The sequence below is a fragment of the Pseudoxanthomonas kalamensis DSM 18571 genome (genome assembly GCF_010211745.1).
Taxonomy (GTDB): Bacteria; Pseudomonadota; Gammaproteobacteria; order Xanthomonadales; family Xanthomonadaceae; genus Pseudoxanthomonas_A; species Pseudoxanthomonas_A kalamensis.
This window is the reverse complement of sequence record NZ_PDWQ01000001.1, coordinates 131,717-147,726: the sequence shown is the minus strand read 5'-3', so window position 1 is coordinate 147,726 and position 16,010 is coordinate 131,717. Positions and strand designations below refer to the sequence as shown.

Below are 16,010 nucleotides of genomic sequence, written 5' to 3'. Positions count from 1 at the left end.
GGTTTCAGTGCGCCGGTTGCCGCGGCAGGCGCACGCGCACGCGCAGTCCGCCCAGCGCCGGCGAATCGTCCAGCGTGATCGCGCCGCCATGCAGGGCAAGCACCTGGCTGACGATTGGCAGGCCCAGGCCACTGCCTTCGGTCTGGGTTCCCAGTTCGCGGTGGAAACGCTCGAACACGCGTTCGCGCGCGTGCGGAGGAATACCGGGGCCCGAGTCTTCCATCCGCAGCTTGAGCGCATCGCCATCGTCGGCCAGCGCAATCTCGACCCGACCGCCGCGTGGGGTGTAGCGCAGGGCGTTCTCCAGCAGGTTGCGGACCAGGGTTTCCAGCGCGACCTCTTCGCCATGCACCGTCATCGGTGCGGACTGGATTTGCGACACCAGTTCGATATCACGTGCGGCGGCCAGCGCGGACTGCTGTTCGACCTGGCGCTGGACCAGGATGGACATGTCTACCACGTCGTGGAAATCGCGCGGGGCGTCGGGTTCGAGCTTGGCCAGCGACAGCAGTTGCGCGACCAGCCGCTCCATGCGGCGGACGCTGGCATCGACCTGGCGTTGCGATTCGCTGCGTTCGCCCTCGTCGGCGGCATGGCGCAGGTTGTCGGCATGCACCTTCAGCGCCGCCAGCGGCGTGCGCAGCTCGTGCGCGGCGTCGGCGGTGAAGCGGCGTTCGCGCGCCAGGCTGGCCTCCAGACGCGCCAGCAAGCCGTTGGTCGCCGCGACCAGGCCCTGAATCTCTTCCGGCACGTGCTGCAGCCGGATCGGCTGCATGCGTTCGGGCGCGCGCGCGCCGATTTCCTCGGAGACCTGCGCCAGTCCGCGGGTCGCCCAGCGCACGACCCACCACACCGACAGCGCCAGCAACGGCAGCGCCAGCAGCAGCGGCAGCAGGGTACCCAGGGCGATGTCGCCGGCGATCTCGCGGCGGATGTCGGCGCGTTCGGCCGACTGGTACCAGCGCCCGCTCGGTGCCTGCAGGGTGAAGCTGCGCCACTGCTCGCCGTCCAGGACCACGTTGCGAAAGCCCGGTTCGCGCGGCGCCAATGGCGTGTCCGGACCGCTGTCCGAACGCAGCAGCAGCCGGCCCTGTACATCGCGCACCTGGAACGCCAGTTTGGTTTCGTAGGCATGCCCGCTGGGGAAAGCCAGCGCATCGCCGACGCCCTGTGCCTGGCCATGCCAGCCGTGGATCACCACCGGATCGTTGTCGCCGGGATGTTCGGCCAGATCACCCAGCGGCGCATCGACCAGGCTGACCAGCACCCGCGCCGAGTGGGCCAGCTTGGCGTCGAACATTTCCCCCGCTTCCTGCAGTCCGGCGCGGTAGCTGAAGCCGGCGGCGACCGCCATCACCAGTGACATCACCACGATCAGCGACAGCAGCAACGTTCGCCGCATCGATCTCATGGCGAATTGCCGTCCCGCGCACCGGCGACCTGCGGGTCCAGCGCGTAACCGACGCCGCGCACGGTGCGGATCATGCCTTCTGGCAGTTTGCGTCGCAGCTGGTGGACGTGGACATCGACGGCGTTGCTGGCCACGTCCTCGTTCCAGCCGTACAGGCGCTGCTGCGCCGATTCGCGGCTGAGCGGCCGGCCGTTGGATTCCATCAGCAGTCGCAGCAGGGCGAATTCGCGGCGGGTCAGGTCCAGCGCGCGCCCCTGCCAGCTGGCCGACAGCGCCGCCGGGTCCAGCGTCAGCGCGCCGTGGACCAGCAGCGGCGTGGCGCGGCCGGAGCTGCGCCGCAACAGCGCGCGTACCCGCGCCAGCAGCTCGTTGGGGTCGAACGGTTTGCCGAGATAGTCGTCGGCGCCGACGTCCAGCCCGGTGGCGCGGTCGGACGGGCGTTCGCGTGCGCTCAGTACCAGGATCGGCACGTCGGCGCCGCGGTCGCGGCACTGGCGGATCACCTGGATGCCGTCCAGGCCGGGCAGCCCGAGATCGAGCACGACCAGGTCGAAGTTGCCATCGCGGATCGCGGTCAGCGCGCCCGGACCGTCATGGACCCAGTCCACTGAATACGCGGCTCGGCGCAACAGGGTGCGGATGCCTTCTCCAAGCAGATCGTCGTCTTCCACCAGCAGGATGCGCATCGGCCCAGTGTGGTCATCGGTTCAGGGCTGCGCAAGATGCTTGCGGACTTCGGCCAGCGCGCTGTCGATCTCCTTGCGGCGGCCGCTGTCGGCCAGTTCGCGGCCGGCACGCGGCGGCGCGGACTTCGCCTTCTGCAACGCGGCGTCGGCGTTCTTCCAGTCGCCCTGGTCGCGCAGGAAGTCGCCGTAGAAATAGTTGGCGTCGATCCCGTCGGGATCAATCTGAAGGCCCTTGAGCAGGTAGTCGCGGGCCTTGTCGTCGTTGCCGAAGCCGATCGGCCAGCCGGGCACCTGGTAATACAGCGCACCCAGACTGGTGTAGGCGGCGCCGTCGAGCGCGGTCGGGTCGATCGCAAGCGCCTGCTCGAAATCCTTGCGCGCCTGCTTGACCAGTCCCAGCGCGCCGATGCCGCCGCGCTCGCCGGCCAGGCTGGACAGCACGATGCCGTCCCAGATCAGCGCGTCGGCATCCTGCGACTGCGCATCGCGTGCGCTGGCGGCGCGTTGCGACAATGCTTCCAGCGCGGCCTGGCGCTGCGGCTTGGGCGTGGCGTAGACGGCCTTGGCCCAGTCGTCGCGGACGGCAGCGACTGATGGCGTCAGGGTGTCGGCGGCGAGAGCGGAGCCAGCGGCGGCCAGCAACAGGGCAGGGGCGAGCAGACGCCTGCATTCAGTGAGAAACGGGTTCATCGAGGTTCTCCGTATCGGGACGAGTGTCGAGTGGCAATGCATGGCGACGGATCGCCGCCAGCTTGCCGCGCAGGCTGCCGTCGACCAGCCACGGGAATGCGCCGTTCAGGCGCACGAACAGTTTTTCCGGCCAGCCGACCTGCAGACGCGCATCGCCGCGGCGGATGGCGGCGAGCAGCCGCCGGGCAACTTCCTCGGGCCGGTCCTCGTGCACCGACAGTTCGCGGTTCAGCGCCTGCGCGGCTGGCGAGTTGAAGCGGGTGCGGGTGGCGCGCGGCGACAGGTACTGGAAGCGCAGCGCGTCGTCGTCGGCGTACTCGCGCGCCAGCGCCTCGATCAATCCGCGCAGGCCGAACTTGCTGGCGCTGTAGGCGGCGAAGCCGGGGAAGGCCAGGCTGCCGAAGGTCGATCCGATCGCTACCACCGCGGCCTGCGGCTGCGCACGCAGCAGCGGCAGCATGGCGTGCAGCAGCAGCATCGAAGAGGTCAGGTTGGTGTCGACCAGGCGGCGCAGGCTGGCTTCGGACTGCTGCTCGAACAGGCCGAAGCCGTCCATCGCATGGCTCAGCACCAGCATCGATGGCGGCGTCTGCAGCGAGCGCAGGCGGACCAACAGGCGCGTGCGGTCGGCATCGTCGGCGATGTCGCAGGTCATCGCTTCCAGCGCATCGCCATGCTTGTCCTTCAACACCATCAGCGAGTGACTCTGACGGGCGACGGCGACCACGTGCGCGCCGTGCTCGACCAGCCCGGCGACCAGGCAGGTGCCGATGCCGCCGCTGGCGCCGGTGACGACCACGCTGCGCCCCTGCAGCGGAATCACGCCGCCTGCCTCGCGGTGTCGCGCCGTTCGCCGTCCTGGCGCAGGCTGCGGAAGATGTCGGCGTAAAGCACGTAGAAACGGCGCGCGGCGTGCAGCACCGCGCGGTGGTCATCGGCATCGTCCAGCCGGTTCATCAGCGACTCGTAGAAGCCGGTGTGCTCGATGTCCAGATCGCCGTGCGAACGCAGATAGACGAACGCGTTGCGCGGCAGGCCGAGCGAGGTTTCGATGGTTTCGGCGGCACGCGTGGCCAGCGCCACACTGGTGCCTTCCAGCACCAGCACCATGCCGAAGAAGCCGACCGGATTGCCGCGCATCACCGTGTCGTAGGCATAGGCCACCATCAGTTCGGTCGCCAGCGAAGGCTCCGAGGCCGCCTCGGCCGCGCGGTCCATGCCGCAGGCGGCCAGGTCGTCGAGGATCCACTCCTGGTGGCCCATCTCTTCCTCGATGTATTCGCCGATCGCCGTGCGCAGCCATTCCAGCCGGGCCGGTAGCCGCGCGCCGCAAGCCATCAGCAGCGGCACCGTGTGGCGCACGTGGTGATAGGCCTGGCGCAGGAAGGCGGTGTAGTCGTCGTGGGAAATGCGCCCGGCCAGCGCGGACTGGATGATCGGCACGCCGATCAGGGCGGCGCGCTCGGCTTCGGTCTGGGCCAGCAGGTCGTCGTGGAAACTCATCAGGATGCTCCGGAAGTGAGGGATGTCGAAGAGGGGTAACGGGCGTCGATGGCGCCGGCGTAGCGCGCCAGCACGGCTTCGCGGCGCACCCGGCCATTGGCGGTCAGCAGTCCGTTGCCCAGTCCGAACGCCGCTTCGGCGCGGACGAAATCGGCGACCTGCGCATAGTCGGGAAGACCGCGGTTGACCTCGGCCAGCGCGCGGCGGATGGCGTCGTCGCCGGCATCGGCGCGGCGCGGCCACAGCACGGCCACGTTCCAGGGACGCGCCTCGCCGCTGACCACCGCCTGCGCCAGCAACGGGTGCTGCAGCAGCTCGCTTTCGATCCACTCGGGCGAGACGTTGCGGCCGTAGGAGGTGATGAACATGTGCTTGCGGCGGCCGGTGACGTGAACAAAGCCGTCCTCGTCGATGTGGCCGAGGTCGCCGGTGGCGATGGCGCCGGGCGGCAATGCGTCGTCGCCCAGGTAACCCAGGCAGCGCACGCCTTCGACGAACAGCTCGCCGTCGCGCTGCCAGACCGAGGCATGCGGCAACGGCTGGCCGACACTGCCGGGGCGGCGCGCGCCGGGGCGATTCAGGCAAACCACCGAGGCGCATTCGGTCAGACCGTAGCCTTCGTACACTGGCAAGCCCAAAGCCAATGCGCGCCGCATCAATCCCTGGCCGACACGGCCGCCGCCGACGGCGATGAAACGCAGCGAGGTCGGCAGCGCGGCGCCGGATTCGGCGGCCATCACCAGCGCCAGCAGCAGTTGCGGCAGCAGGATCACGCTTTCCGGCTGGTAGCGGTGCAGGCAGCGCAGCAGGCGGGGCACGTCCAGTCCGGCCGAACCGGTGTAGCCGATTTCCGCCAGCGGCGGCACCGCGATCTCGGCATCGGCGAGCAGCGCCGCGTACAGGCCAGCGACGTTTTCCAGCAGCGTCGACAGCGGCATCAGGCACAGATGGCGGCGCGGGGCCAGCGGTCGCGCGGCCGCGGCCAGCGAATCGGCCACGGTCAGCAGGGCATGTTCGTCCAGGCACACGCCCTTGGCGTTGCCGGTGGTGCCCGAGGTGTAGGTGATGCAGGCGGTACCGTCCGGCAGAGCGATTTCGTCGTACGCCAGCAGGCTGGCGACCAGGCCTTCGGGCAACGGCACGTGCGCCGCGGTTGCCGTGTGCGGGGCCGCCATTTCCACCAGCGCCTGGGCACCGCTGCTGTGCAGGGCGTGCTGCGCCTGCTGCGGGGTGAAGAAGGTCGGCAGCGGCACGTGCACGGCGCCGAGCCGGCGCAGGGCCAGGTCCAGCGCCAGCCACTGCGGCCCGTTGTCGAGCCGGCTGGCGACCCGCGACAGGCCCAGCGCGGACACTGCATCGGCGATGCGCGCGGCGCTGGCGAACAGCTGTGCGCCGTTCAGGGGTTCGGCGACCAGCACGCGCGGACGCGTGTCATGCCGCAATGGTTGCAGCAGCAGGTCGTCGAGGTCGCTCATGACATCGCCAGACACGGGCAGGGCAGCACCGCCGGCGCATCGTCGGATGCCTCGGTGGCGCGCAGCGACAGGAAGGCCTGTCCGGCGGCGACATTGCCGTACACGACCTGCGGACCGGTGTCGTAGTAGCGGCCCCAGTCGGTGCCGTCGTCGGTCAGTCGTTCGCGTTGCGCCGGCGCCAGGATCGAGGTGGACAGCTGCAGGCGATCGAAGGCGTTGCGCAGCTGGCGGGTGGCCACCAGCACCACCCAGCGCAGGTCGGCGCGGTGCAGTACCCCGGTCACGTGTTCGATGATGCGCCGCGCGTCGCCGGCGTCGCGTGCGGCGAAGTTGCCGACTTCCACCACATGGCGGCGTTCGACTTCGCGGCGCAGGGCACGACCTATCTCGTGTTCCACCGGCGCGTCGAGGTATTGCTCGACGAACAGGGCGCCTTCGTCGGCACGGCGCAGACCGACCGCGGCGCGCAAGCGGTCGTCGTCGTCGCGGAACGCCAGCAGGTGCGGCAGGAAATGATGCAGGCGGGTGTCGAAACGCTGCCGGTAGACCTCGGCGATGAACGCTTCCACTTCGCCGCGTTGCGGGTGGTTGGGGTCTATCCGTTGCGCCGCATTGGCGCGGCCGGCAGCCGCGTATGGGGAGGAGTATTTGCGCATGGCAGCATCGTGGCTGCCGCGGATTAAGCGAAAATGAGCTGCGTGTTAGCCGTTCGTAAGGGTTGGCTGAAGAATCCGTTCAATGCGCCGTGCAGCCGCCCGCAGGCTGTCCGGCGCATGAATGCGGCGTTCGCAGGCGCAGACTTCAGTCAGTCTTGCCGCTGGCGGCGTAGGCCTCGGCCCGGCGCAGCACGCGCAACACGTTGCCGCCCCAGATGTCGGCGATCTGCGCTTCGCTGTAACCCTTCTCCATCAGGTGCGAGGTGATCTTCGGCAGGTCGGCCACGCTGTCCAGGCCGATCACGCCGCCACCGCCATCCCAGTCCATGCCGATGCCGACGTGCTCGGGTCCGGCGACTTCGAGGACGTGGTCGAGATGACGGAAGAAGTCGTCGATACTGGCGCGCTTGAGCGGGTGCGCTTCGTTCATCGCCTTCCATGCCGCACGGTATTCGTCCTGTTGTGCGGCCGGCAGGCTTTCCGGGTCGTCGCCGAAGCGTTGTTGAAGTTCGGCCTCGGCCTGCAGCCGCGCTTCGTCCTTGGGGATGTCGATCAGGTAGCCGCCGTAGGAATTGACCTGGATGACCCCGCCGGTTTCGGCCAGCCGCTTCAGGCGTTCGTCGTCGATGTTGCGCGGATGGTCGTAGACGGCGCGCGCGCCGCTGTGCGAGAGGATGATCGGCGTCTTCGACAGCGCCAGCAGGGCGTCGAATTCGGCGTCCGAGCCGTGCGACTGGTCAAGCACGATGCCCAGCCGGTTGGCCTCGGCGACCAGCGCCTGGCCGGCCGGGCTGAGGCCGTTCCATTGCGCGCCCTTCGGGTCGGTGCCCGAATCGGCCAACTGGTTGTTGGCGAAATGCACCAGGCTCATCAGCCGCAGGCCTTGCGCGTAGTAGAACTGCAGCAGGCTGGGGTCATGCACCAGCGGCGAGGCATTTTCCATGCTGATGTAGACCACGCGCTTGCCTTCGATCTTGATCCGCGCGGCATCGTCGGCGGTTAGCGCCAGTGCAAAGGTGTCCGGATGTGCGGCCAGCATTTCGCGGATCTCGATCAGCCGCTTCAGGCCGTGGTCGCGCGCCTTCAGGTCGGCCTCGACGGTTTGCGGCCCCTGTCCGGTGTAGATCGCCCAGAAGCCGCCGTCGAGCGCGCCGGAGACCATGCGCGGATAGTCCACCTGCGATTGCCGGCCGCTGGCGCTGTGATCGTCGAGGATGCTCCAGTCCGGATTGCCGAAATTGGCCGGCGTGTCCAGATGGGTGTCCAGAGTCAGTATTTTCCGCTGCAGCTCCAGTGCCTGTGCCTGCGATGGTGGTTCCGCCATGGCACCCGATGCGGCGAACAGCCATCCGAGGCAGAGCAGGGCAAGCGGGCGACGGATGAGGGACATGCGGACTCCGATGGCGCGAGGGGAATCCCGATGCTAAACCAGTTCCCGCGCAGGCGTGGCGTGTTGCGTGCGCAGCGGGATCGGCGTAGAAACGGCCATGCATGTCCATGAGAAGGGGAAACTTGTGAACATCCGCGTATGGAAAGCCGTGTTCACGGCTATTTTCGGTTTGCTTGCCCTGGCATACGCCGTCCAGAACGTCATGAACCTCGATGGTGGGATGTACGCCTCGTTTGCCTATGTGCTGAGTCGGGCCGACCACGCCGCCTACCCGGAGTCGATCGTTCCGGCCATCGTGCATCCGGCCTTGATCTGGGCATCGTTGATACTCGTGTTGCTGCTGGAATTCGCCGCCGGCCTGCTGATGTCGGCGGGCGCCTGGCAGATGTGGCGGCACAGGATGGCGGATGGCGACACCTTCTTGCGGGCGAAGCGTCACGCCATCAACGGCGTTGGCGTGGCGATTCTTGTATGGTTCCTGTTGTTCGGGGTATTCGGCGCCGCGTTGTGGCAGATGTGGCAGACCGCGATCGGCAGCGGTTCGTACAACGGCGCTTTCCAGTTCTCGGTCTATGGTCTGCTGCTGTTCGGGTTGTTGTCGATGCGGGACTGAGCGGCGTTATTCAACGGACCCTGCCGCTGCCTCGGCGTCGAGCAGGGCCATGAAGGCGCGCGCGGCATTGGACAGGGTGCGGCCGGCGTGGCTGACGTGGCCTAACTGCCGGCTCAGGCGCACGCCCGGCACATCCAGCACCGTGGTCTGGGTATCGATCAGCGTGTGCGGCAGCACGCTCCAGGCCAGGCCGACGGCGACCAGCATCTTGTTGGTCTCCATGTAGTTGGTAGTCATGCGCAGGCTGAGGCTGAGTCCGGCGGCGGCGAAGCGTTCGGCGACGATGCGGTGGGTGAAGGTGTTGGCGTCGGGCAGCACCGCCGGATGGGCCGCCAGTTCGGCCAGGCCGATGTTGCAGCGGCCGGCCAGCGGATGATCGGGGGCGACGACGAATTCCAGCGGGTCGTCCCAGACCGGCGTCGTGCGCAGCGGTGGCGCGGCCGGGCCCAGGGTGGTCACCGCGAGCTCGGCGCGGCCGTGCAGCACCTCGGACCAGGCCTGTTCGGAATCCAGGAAGCGGATGTCCAGCGCAGCCTGCGGGTGCGACTGGCCGAATTGCCGCAACAACGGCGGCAGCCGGTGCAGGCCGATGTGGTGACTGGTGGCCAGGCTGAGCCGGCTACCGACCCGGCTGCCGAGGTTGTCCAGTTCGCGGCGGGCATCGTCGAGTTCGTCGAGGATGCCGCGCGCGCGCGGCAGCAGGGCCTGGCCGGCTTCGGTCAGCGCCACTTCGCGGCCGATGCGGTCGAACAGGCGCCGTTGCAGTTGTGCTTCCAGCACGGCGATGCGCTTGCTGATGGCTGGCTGGGTCAGGTGCAGGCGTTCGCCGGCGGCGGAGAAGCTGCCGGTCTCGGCGATGGCAAGAAAGGCCTGCAGGCTGGCCAGATCCATTTCATTTCCACTGGTTATCCAATGAATGAAAAATATGAATTTGTTTTATTGATTGCAAGTGCCTAGCATGGCTTCCCTGCCGGGCACTGAGCTGCCCGGCCACCCACCACGGAACCGGGAACCGCCGATGGCAGGCAAGACGCTGTACGACAAGCTGTGGGAGATGCACGAGGTCACGCGCCGCGACGACGGTTCCTCGCTGATCTACATCGACCGCCACATCCTGCACGAGGTTACCTCGCCGCAGGCGTTCGAAGGCCTGCGCCTGGCCGGGCGCAAGCCGTGGCGGATCGACGCCAACATCGCCACCCCGGACCACAACGTGCCGACCACCCAGGTCGAACGCGCCGGCGGCCTGCTGGCGATCGCCGACCCGGTGTCGCGCCTGCAGGTGCAGACCCTGGACGAGAACTGCGACGACTTCGGCATCCTCGAGTTCAGGATGAACGATGCGCGCCAGGGCATCGTCCACGTGATCGGCCCCGAGCAGGGCGCGACCCTGCCGGGCATGACCGTGGTCTGCGGCGATTCGCATACCTCCACCCACGGTGCGTTCGGAGCCCTGGCGCACGGCATCGGCACTTCGGAAGTCGAGCACGTGCTGGCCACCCAGTGTCTGGTCGCCAAGAAGATGAAGAACATGCTGGTGCGGGTGGACGGCACCCTGTCGCCGGGCGTGACCGCCAAGGACATCGTGCTGGCGGTGATCGGCAAGATCGGCACCGCAGGCGGTAACGGCCATGCCATCGAGTTCGGCGGCAGTGCGATCCGCGCGCTGTCGGTCGAAGGCCGCATGACGATCTGCAACATGGCGATCGAAGGCGGCGCGCGCGTCGGCCTGATCGCGGTCGACGACAAGACCATCGCCTACGTCAAGGATCGGCCGTTCTCGCCGAAGGGCGCGGACTGGGATGCCGCGGTCAAGGTCTGGCAGACGCTGGTATCCGATGACGACGCGGCGTTCGACACGGTGGTCGAACTGCGTGCCGAAGACATCAAGCCGCAAGTCAGCTGGGGCACGTCTCCCGAGATGGTGCTTCCGATCGATGCCAGCGTGCCGAATCCGGCGCGCGAAACCGATCCGGTGAAGAAGGATTCGATCACCCGCGCATTGAAATACATGGGCCTGCAGGCCGAGCAGCCGATCACCGATATTCGTCTGGACCGGGTGTTCATCGGTTCCTGCACCAACTCGCGGATCGAGGACCTGCGTGCCGCGGCTGAAGTCGCGAGGGGACGCAAGGTCGCCGCCAGCATCAAGCAGGCGCTGGTGGTGCCCGGCTCCGGACTGGTCAAGGCGCAGGCCGAGGCCGAGGGGCTGGACACGATCTTCATCGAAGCCGGCTTCGAGTGGCGCGAGCCGGGCTGCTCGATGTGCCTGGCGATGAACCCGGACAAGCTGGGCAGTGGCGAGCACTGCGCGTCCACCTCCAACCGCAATTTCGAAGGCCGCCAGGGCGCCGGCGGACGCACCCACCTAGTCAGCCCGGCGATGGCCGCCGCCGCCGCGGTGGCCGGTCATTTCGTCGACGTGCGGGAGATGCTGCAATGAAATCCTTTACCCAACACACCGGCCTGGTCTGCCCGCTGGACCGCGCCAACGTCGATACCGACCAGATCATTCCCAAGCAGTTCCTGAAATCGATCAAGCGCACCGGTTTCGGGCCCAACCTGTTCGACGAGTGGCGGTATCTGGATGTCGGCGAACCCGGAATGGACAGCAGCGCCCGCCCGCGCAACCCGGATTTCGTGCTGAACTTCCCGCGCTACGCCGGCGCCAGCGTGCTGCTGGCACGCGAGAACTTCGGTTGCGGTTCCAGCCGCGAGCATGCGCCGTGGGCGCTGGACGAATACGGCTTCCGCGCGGTGATCGCGCCCAGCTTCGCCGACATTTTCTTCAACAACAGTTTCAAGAACGGGTTGCTGCCGATCGTGCTGCCGGCCGACGAGGTCGATACGCTGTTCGCGCAGTGCGAGGCCAGCGAGGGTTATTCGCTGACCGTGGACCTGGCGGCGCAGACGGTGACCCGGCCCGATGGCGTGCAGCACCGCTTCGAGGTCGATGCCTTCCGCAAGCATTGCCTGCTCAACGGCCTGGACGACATCGGCCTGACCTTGCAGGATCAGGATGCAATCCGCGTTTTCGAGGCGCGGCACCGTTCGGCGCAGCCGTGGCTGTTCGGCGCGCTGGGCAGGGAGTGAACGGGAGCCGGGAATCCGCCCGCTTCCACCACATGAGGACGATGGCCATGCGCAAACTCGCGATTTTTCCGCTGCTGCTTTCCTGCCTGTTCGCGACCTCGGCCTGCGCGCAGGAGTTCGTCCTCACCAGCCCGGTCCTGCAGGAAGGCGACACGCTGACCGAGGCGCAGGTGTTCGACGGCTTCGGCTGCTCCGGGCAGAACCGTTCGCCCGCGCTGCAATGGACGCCGGGCCCGGCTGGTACCAAGAGCTATGCGCTGATGGCTTACGACCCGGATGCGCCGACCGGCTCCGGATGGTGGCACTGGGTCGTCTACAACCTTCCGGCCGGCACGACCGCGCTGGCCGAGAACGCCGGTGCGGCCGATGGCGCCGCGCTTCCGGCCGGTGCCGTGCAGGGGCGCACCGATTTCGGCACCCATGCCTTCGGTGGCGCCTGCCCGCCGCCCGGCGACGCGCCGCATCGTTACGTGTTCACCGTCTATGCGCTCGGCGTCGAGCAGATCGAAGTGCCGGCCGACGCCAGCGCCGCGATGGTCGGCTTCATGGTCCACGCCAATGTCCTCGGGCAGGCCAGCCTGACCGCACGCTACGGCCGCTGACGGCCGCTTGATCCATCAGTCCACGGCGCGCAGGCGTCCAACAAGGAAAGCATGAGCAACAAGATTCTGGTACTTCCCGGCGACGGCATCGGCCCGGAAATCATGGCCGAGGCGGTCAAGGTGTTGCAGCGCGCCGATGCGGCGTTCGGGTTGCAACTGGAACTGGAATACGACGACCTCGGCGGCGCGGCCTACGAACGTTACGGCACGCCGCTGGCGGATGAGACGCTGGCGCGCGCGCGCGCGGCCGATGCGGTGCTGCTGGGCGCGGTCGGCGGACCGAAGTGGGACACGATCGATCCGGCGCTGCGTCCCGAACGCGGGCTGCTGAAGATCCGCTCGCAACTGGGCCTGTTCGCCAACCTGCGTCCGGCCTTGCTGTATCCGCAGTTGGCGGCGGCTTCGACATTGAAGCCCGAGGTGGTGGCCGGCCTGGATATCCTGATCGTGCGCGAGCTGACCGGTGGCATCTACTTCGGCGCGCCGCGCGGTCGCGAGACGGTGGACGGCCAGCGCCGTGCCTACGACACCTTGCCGTACAGCGAGGGCGAGATCGCGCGGATCGCGCGGGTCGGTTTCGACGCGGCCATGCAGCGCGGCAGGAAGCTGTGCTCGGTCGACAAGGCCAACGTACTGGCGTCCAGCCAGCTGTGGCGCGAGGTGGTCGAAGAGGTGGCGAAGGACTATCCGGACGTGCAGTTGTCGCACATGTACGTGGACAACGCGGCGATGCAGTTGGTGCGCGCGCCAAAGCAGTTCGACGTGATCGTCACCGACAACATGTTCGGCGACATCCTGTCCGACCAGGCCTCGATGCTGACCGGATCGATCGGCATGCTGCCGTCGGCGTCGCTGGATGCGGACAACAAGGGCATGTACGAGCCTTCACACGGCTCGGCTCCGGACATCGCCGGGCAGGGCGTGGCCAATCCGCTGGCGACGATCCTGTCGGCGGCGATGATGCTGCGCTACAGCTTCGGCTGTGCCGACGCGGCCGATGCGATCGAGCGCGCAGTCGGTGCAGTGCTAGACCAGGGTCTGCGCACCGCGGACATCTGCGCCGACGGCGGGCGCAAGGTCGGCACCGCCGAGATGGGCGCGGCGGTCGTCGCAGCGCTGTAGCCGCGACGATCCCGCACGACCCAGGTCAGGCGGCGGCGACTTCGCCGCCGGCCGGCGTACCCTGGCGCTGGCGCAGCAGGCGGTTGGCCACGTCCAGCCAGGCCAGCGCGCTGGCCTCGATCACGTCCTTGCTGGTGCCGGTGCCTTCGTACTCCTCGCCTTCGTACTGCACGCTCAGGCTGGCTTCGCCGCGGGCGTCGGTACCCAAGCCGACGCTGTGCACCTGGTAGCTTTCCAGGGTCAGGTCGACGCCGGTGGCGGCGGCCAGCGCCGAGAACAGCGCATCGACCGGGCCGTCGCCTTCGACCGTCTCGGTGACCCGGTTGCCGTCCGGGTCGGACAGCTCGACGGTGGCGCTGGCGCGATGACCGGCGTCGCTGACCGTCATCGAGGCCAGCCGGTAGCCGCTGCCGCTGCTGTCGTCCTGCATCAGCGATTGCAGGTCGGCGTCGGTGACCACGCGTTGCTTTTCGCACATGGCCTTGAACTGCTCGAACACCGTGCCCAGCTCGTCCTCGTCCAGCCAGTAGCCCAGCGCACGCAGGCGCGCCTCGACCGCGGCGCGGCCGCTGTGCCGGCCCAGCACCATCTGCGTATCCGGCCAGCCGACGTCCTGCGGGCGCATGATTTCGTAGGTGCCGCGATGGCGCAGCATGCCGTGCTGGTGGATGCCCGATTCGTGGGCGAAGGCGTTGCTGCCGACCACCGCCTTGTTGCGCTGCACCGGCATGCCGACCAACCGCGACAGCAGTTGCGAGGTCGGCACGATGCGGCGGGTATCGATGCTGGTGTCGAAGCCGTAGAAGGCGTTGCGCACCTTCAGTGCCATCACGATTTCCTCGATCGCACAGTTGCCGGCACGCTCGCCGATGCCGTTGATGCTGCCTTCGACCTGGCGAGCGCCACCCTCGATGGCGGCCAGCGAGTTGGCCACCGCCAGCCCAAGGTCGTTGTGGCAGTGCGCGCTGAACACGACATCCTTCGCGCCCGGTACCGTCTCGATCAGGTGGCGGAACATCTCGCGGATCTCGTCCGGAGTGGTGAAACCCACGGTATCGGGCAGGTTGATCGATGTGGCGCCGGCGGCGATTGCCACGCCGACCACCTCGGCCAGGAAGTCCAGTTCGGTGCGGGTGGCGTCTTCGGCCGAGAACTCGATGTCGTCGATGTGCCGGCGGGCCATCTCGACGTGGGTGCGGACCGATTCCAGCACCTGCTCCTTGTTCATCCGCAGCTTGTGCTCGCGGTGCAGCGGGCTGGTCGACAGGAACAGGTGCAGGCGCGGCCTGGATGCGGCTTCCAGCGCCTTTAGCGAAGTCTCGATGTCGCCCGGCAGGCAGCGCGACAGCACTGCCAGCACCGGCTCGTGGACTTCGGCGCCGATCAGCGCCATCGCCTCGCGGTCAGACTGCGAGCTGGCCGGGAAGCCGGTCTCGATCGCGTCCACGCCAAGCTCGGCCAGCGCGCGCGCCATCACCAGCTTCTGCGGCGGGGTCATGCTGCAGCCCGGCGACTGCTCGCCATCGCGCAGCGTGGTGTCGAAGATGCGGATGCGTTGGGTTGCGGTTGAAGTGTTCACCAGACGGGTTCCTCGGTTACGGCTGCGGCGGCGATGCGCAACGGCGGACGCGGGTCGGCGTCCGGGCTTTCGTGCTGCTTCGCGGTGGTGGTGTGGGGGGGTGTTGCGGCGTTGCCGCGCACGGCGGGCAGGACCGGATTGGCTTCCTGCACGCGACGGCGCGGCTTGCGCGGCGGCCGGGGCCGCACTTCGGACAGCAATTGTGCCAGTACTGCGGCATCGATGTTGCCGCCGGAGACTACCGCGCACTTGCGCTTGCCGGCGACCCGGCGGCCGGCGGCCAGCGCCAGCGCCCCGGCGCCCTCGGCGATCAAGTGTTCCTCCAGCGCCAGCCGGACCAGGGTTTCGCGCAATTCGGCCTCGCGGACGATGACCACGTCGTCCAGCAGGTTGGCGCACAGGCGGCGGGTGATCAAGCCTGGGACCTTGACCCGGGTGCCGTCGGCCAGGGTGGCGGCCGGGTCGCGCGTGGCCAGGCCGCCCTTGAGAACGCGGGCCATCGCGTCCACGCCTTCGACTTGGGCGCCGATCACGCGGATGCCTTGGGACTTCAATGCCAGCGCCACGCCCGAGGCCAGGCCGCCGCCGCCGATCGGCACGATCACCACGTCCGGCGCGTGCGGGGCGATCTCGATGCCGACGGTGCCCTGGCCGGCGATCACATCGGGGTCGTCGAACGCGGGCAGGAAGCGGTAGCTGTTGTGGTCGGCCAGTTCACGGGCGAAGGCGTAGGCCTCGTCGTAGGTTTCGCCATGCTGACGCACGGTGGCGCCCCAATGCTGCACGCCGGCGATCTTGGTGGCGGGTGCGCCCAGCGGCATCACCGTGATCGCCTGCAGGCCCAGCCGGTAGGCTGACCAGGCTACGCCCTGGGCGTGGTTGCCGGCCGAGGCGCAGATCACCGGGCGGTCGTCGCCGCGCTCCAGCCCGGCCAGCATGGCGTTCAGCGCCCCGCGCACCTTGTACGAACCAGTGCGCTGCAGGTTCTCCAGCTTCAGCCAGGTGCCGAAGCGCTCGGCGTAGTGCAGCGGGGTCGGGCTCAGGTAGCGGCGCAGGCGCGCCTGCGCGGCCAGCACGTCGGCCACGGAGACGCTTACGTCGCCGACGTCCGTTTCGTTGCTGGCGGTGGCGCGGGAATCAGGCATGGAGGCAGGCGAGCGGGCAAGCTCGAAGAAGACGCCTCCGGACCA

The 16,010-nt window shown here is 68.3% G+C and carries 16 protein-coding genes; 5 read left to right on the top strand and 11 right to left on the bottom strand.

All coding sequences use genetic code 11. From position 1 onward, the window contains the following. Positions 1-4 precede the first annotated feature (4 nt). From CSC70_RS00690 to CSC70_RS00655, 8 genes are all read right to left on the bottom strand, one after another. Entirely contained in the window at positions 5-1,390 is a 1,386-nt protein-coding gene (locus tag CSC70_RS00690) for an ATP-binding protein (RefSeq protein ID WP_162455306.1), read from the bottom strand. Between the two features lie 17 nt (positions 1,391-1,407). Continuing rightward, on the bottom strand, positions 1,408-2,097 hold the full coding sequence (locus CSC70_RS00685) for a response regulator transcription factor (protein ID WP_162454713.1): 690 nt from the start codon (positions 2,095-2,097) through the stop codon (positions 1,408-1,410). 21 nt (positions 2,098-2,118) lie between these two features. Continuing rightward, positions 2,119-2,787, bottom strand: coding sequence for a tetratricopeptide repeat protein (locus CSC70_RS00680; RefSeq protein WP_162454712.1), 669 nt, complete (start codon positions 2,785-2,787; stop codon positions 2,119-2,121). Further along, positions 2,768-3,607, bottom strand: a complete 840-nt coding sequence (locus tag CSC70_RS00675) for an SDR family oxidoreductase (protein WP_162455305.1) — start codon at positions 3,605-3,607, stop codon at positions 2,768-2,770. The genes CSC70_RS00680 and CSC70_RS00675 overlap by 20 nt, the downstream gene beginning before the upstream one ends. Then, a complete protein-coding gene (locus CSC70_RS00670) occupies positions 3,607-4,290 on the bottom strand; it encodes an iron-containing redox enzyme family protein (protein WP_162454711.1) in 684 nt (227 codons plus the stop codon). The genes CSC70_RS00675 and CSC70_RS00670 overlap by 1 nt, the downstream gene beginning before the upstream one ends. Then, complete coding sequence (locus tag CSC70_RS00665; protein ID WP_162454710.1) at positions 4,290-5,765, bottom strand: AMP-binding protein; 1,476 nt, start codon at positions 5,763-5,765, stop codon at positions 4,290-4,292. The genes CSC70_RS00670 and CSC70_RS00665 overlap by 1 nt, the downstream gene beginning before the upstream one ends. Next, the gene (locus CSC70_RS00660; protein ID WP_162454709.1) at positions 5,762-6,421 is read right to left on the bottom strand and encodes a thermostable hemolysin; all 660 of its coding nucleotides are present in this window, start codon (positions 6,419-6,421) and stop codon (positions 5,762-5,764) included. Before CSC70_RS00660 ends, CSC70_RS00665 begins: the two co-directional genes overlap by 4 nt. Positions 6,422-6,566: 145 nt before the next feature. Next, the gene (locus CSC70_RS00655; RefSeq protein ID WP_246189310.1) at positions 6,567-7,745 is read right to left on the bottom strand and encodes a dipeptidase; all 1,179 of its coding nucleotides are present in this window, start codon (positions 7,743-7,745) and stop codon (positions 6,567-6,569) included. 133 nt (positions 7,746-7,878) lie between these two features. Here CSC70_RS00655 and CSC70_RS00650 point away from each other — a divergent pair, with 133 nt between their 5' ends. Further along, on the top strand, positions 7,879-8,424 hold the full coding sequence (locus CSC70_RS00650) for a DUF2165 family protein (protein ID WP_162454707.1): 546 nt from the start codon (positions 7,879-7,881) through the stop codon (positions 8,422-8,424). Between the two features lie 6 nt (positions 8,425-8,430). On the opposite strand, the gene CSC70_RS00645 is transcribed toward CSC70_RS00650, so the two are convergent. Beyond that, positions 8,431-9,315 (bottom strand): LysR family transcriptional regulator, encoded by an 885-nt coding sequence (locus tag CSC70_RS00645; RefSeq protein WP_162454706.1) that lies wholly within the window; start codon positions 9,313-9,315, stop codon positions 8,431-8,433. A gap of 127 nt (positions 9,316-9,442) precedes the next feature. On the opposite strand from CSC70_RS00645, the gene leuC reads away from it, so the two are divergent. From leuC to leuB, 4 genes are read left to right on the top strand one after another with little or no spacing between them, the layout of a single operon-like run. Further along, positions 9,443-10,867: a 3-isopropylmalate dehydratase large subunit gene (gene leuC, locus CSC70_RS00640; protein WP_162454705.1), complete on the top strand. Its 1,425-nt coding sequence runs from the start codon at positions 9,443-9,445 to the stop codon at positions 10,865-10,867. Further along, positions 10,864-11,517: a 3-isopropylmalate dehydratase small subunit gene (gene leuD, locus CSC70_RS00635; protein WP_162454704.1), complete on the top strand. Its 654-nt coding sequence runs from the start codon at positions 10,864-10,866 to the stop codon at positions 11,515-11,517. The genes leuC and leuD overlap by 4 nt, the downstream gene beginning before the upstream one ends. A 47-nt stretch (positions 11,518-11,564) precedes the next feature. Continuing rightward, positions 11,565-12,119, top strand: coding sequence for a YbhB/YbcL family Raf kinase inhibitor-like protein (locus tag CSC70_RS00630; RefSeq protein ID WP_162454703.1), 555 nt, complete (start codon positions 11,565-11,567; stop codon positions 12,117-12,119). Positions 12,120-12,170: 51 nt separating this feature from the next. Beyond that, complete coding sequence (gene leuB, locus CSC70_RS00625) at positions 12,171-13,241, top strand: 3-isopropylmalate dehydrogenase (protein ID WP_162454702.1); 1,071 nt, start codon at positions 12,171-12,173, stop codon at positions 13,239-13,241. A 25-nt stretch (positions 13,242-13,266) separates the two neighbouring features. Here leuB and CSC70_RS00620 read toward each other — a convergent pair whose 3' ends face one another. Both CSC70_RS00620 and CSC70_RS00615 read right to left on the bottom strand, forming a co-directional pair. Continuing rightward, a complete protein-coding gene (locus CSC70_RS00620; protein ID WP_162454701.1) occupies positions 13,267-14,820 on the bottom strand; it encodes a 2-isopropylmalate synthase in 1,554 nt (517 codons plus the stop codon). Then, positions 14,817-15,965 (bottom strand): threonine dehydratase, encoded by a 1,149-nt coding sequence (locus CSC70_RS00615; RefSeq protein WP_162454700.1) that lies wholly within the window; start codon positions 15,963-15,965, stop codon positions 14,817-14,819. The genes CSC70_RS00620 and CSC70_RS00615 overlap by 4 nt, the downstream gene beginning before the upstream one ends. Between the last annotated feature and the right edge of the window lie 45 nt (positions 15,966-16,010).

What these genes read in the sequence shown, in the direction of transcription:
- CSC70_RS00685 (WP_162454713.1), bottom strand. Translation starts at nt 2,097, where the DNA reads ATGCGCATCCTGCTGGTGGAAGACGACGATCTGCTTGGAGAAGGCATC.
- CSC70_RS00680 (WP_162454712.1), bottom strand. Translation starts at nt 2,787, where the DNA reads ATGAACCCGTTTCTCACTGAATGCAGGCGTCTGCTCGCCCCTGCCCTG.
- CSC70_RS00670 (WP_162454711.1), bottom strand. Translation starts at nt 4,290, where the DNA reads ATGAGTTTCCACGACGACCTGCTGGCCCAGACCGAAGCCGAGCGCGCC.
- CSC70_RS00665 (WP_162454710.1), bottom strand. Translation starts at nt 5,765, where the DNA reads ATGAGCGACCTCGACGACCTGCTGCTGCAACCATTGCGGCATGACACG.
- CSC70_RS00660 (WP_162454709.1), bottom strand. Translation starts at nt 6,421, where the DNA reads ATGCGCAAATACTCCTCCCCATACGCGGCTGCCGGCCGCGCCAATGCG.
- CSC70_RS00655 (WP_246189310.1), bottom strand. Translation starts at nt 7,745, where the DNA reads ATGGCGGAACCACCATCGCAGGCACAGGCACTGGAGCTGCAGCGGAAA.
- CSC70_RS00645 (WP_162454706.1), bottom strand. Translation starts at nt 9,315, where the DNA reads ATGGATCTGGCCAGCCTGCAGGCCTTTCTTGCCATCGCCGAGACCGGC.
- leuC (WP_162454705.1), top strand. Translation starts at nt 9,443, where the DNA reads ATGGCAGGCAAGACGCTGTACGACAAGCTGTGGGAGATGCACGAGGTC.
- leuD (WP_162454704.1), top strand. Translation starts at nt 10,864, where the DNA reads ATGAAATCCTTTACCCAACACACCGGCCTGGTCTGCCCGCTGGACCGC.
- CSC70_RS00630 (WP_162454703.1), top strand. Translation starts at nt 11,565, where the DNA reads ATGCGCAAACTCGCGATTTTTCCGCTGCTGCTTTCCTGCCTGTTCGCG.
- leuB (WP_162454702.1), top strand. Translation starts at nt 12,171, where the DNA reads ATGAGCAACAAGATTCTGGTACTTCCCGGCGACGGCATCGGCCCGGAA.
- CSC70_RS00615 (WP_162454700.1), bottom strand. Translation starts at nt 15,965, where the DNA reads ATGCCTGATTCCCGCGCCACCGCCAGCAACGAAACGGACGTCGGCGAC.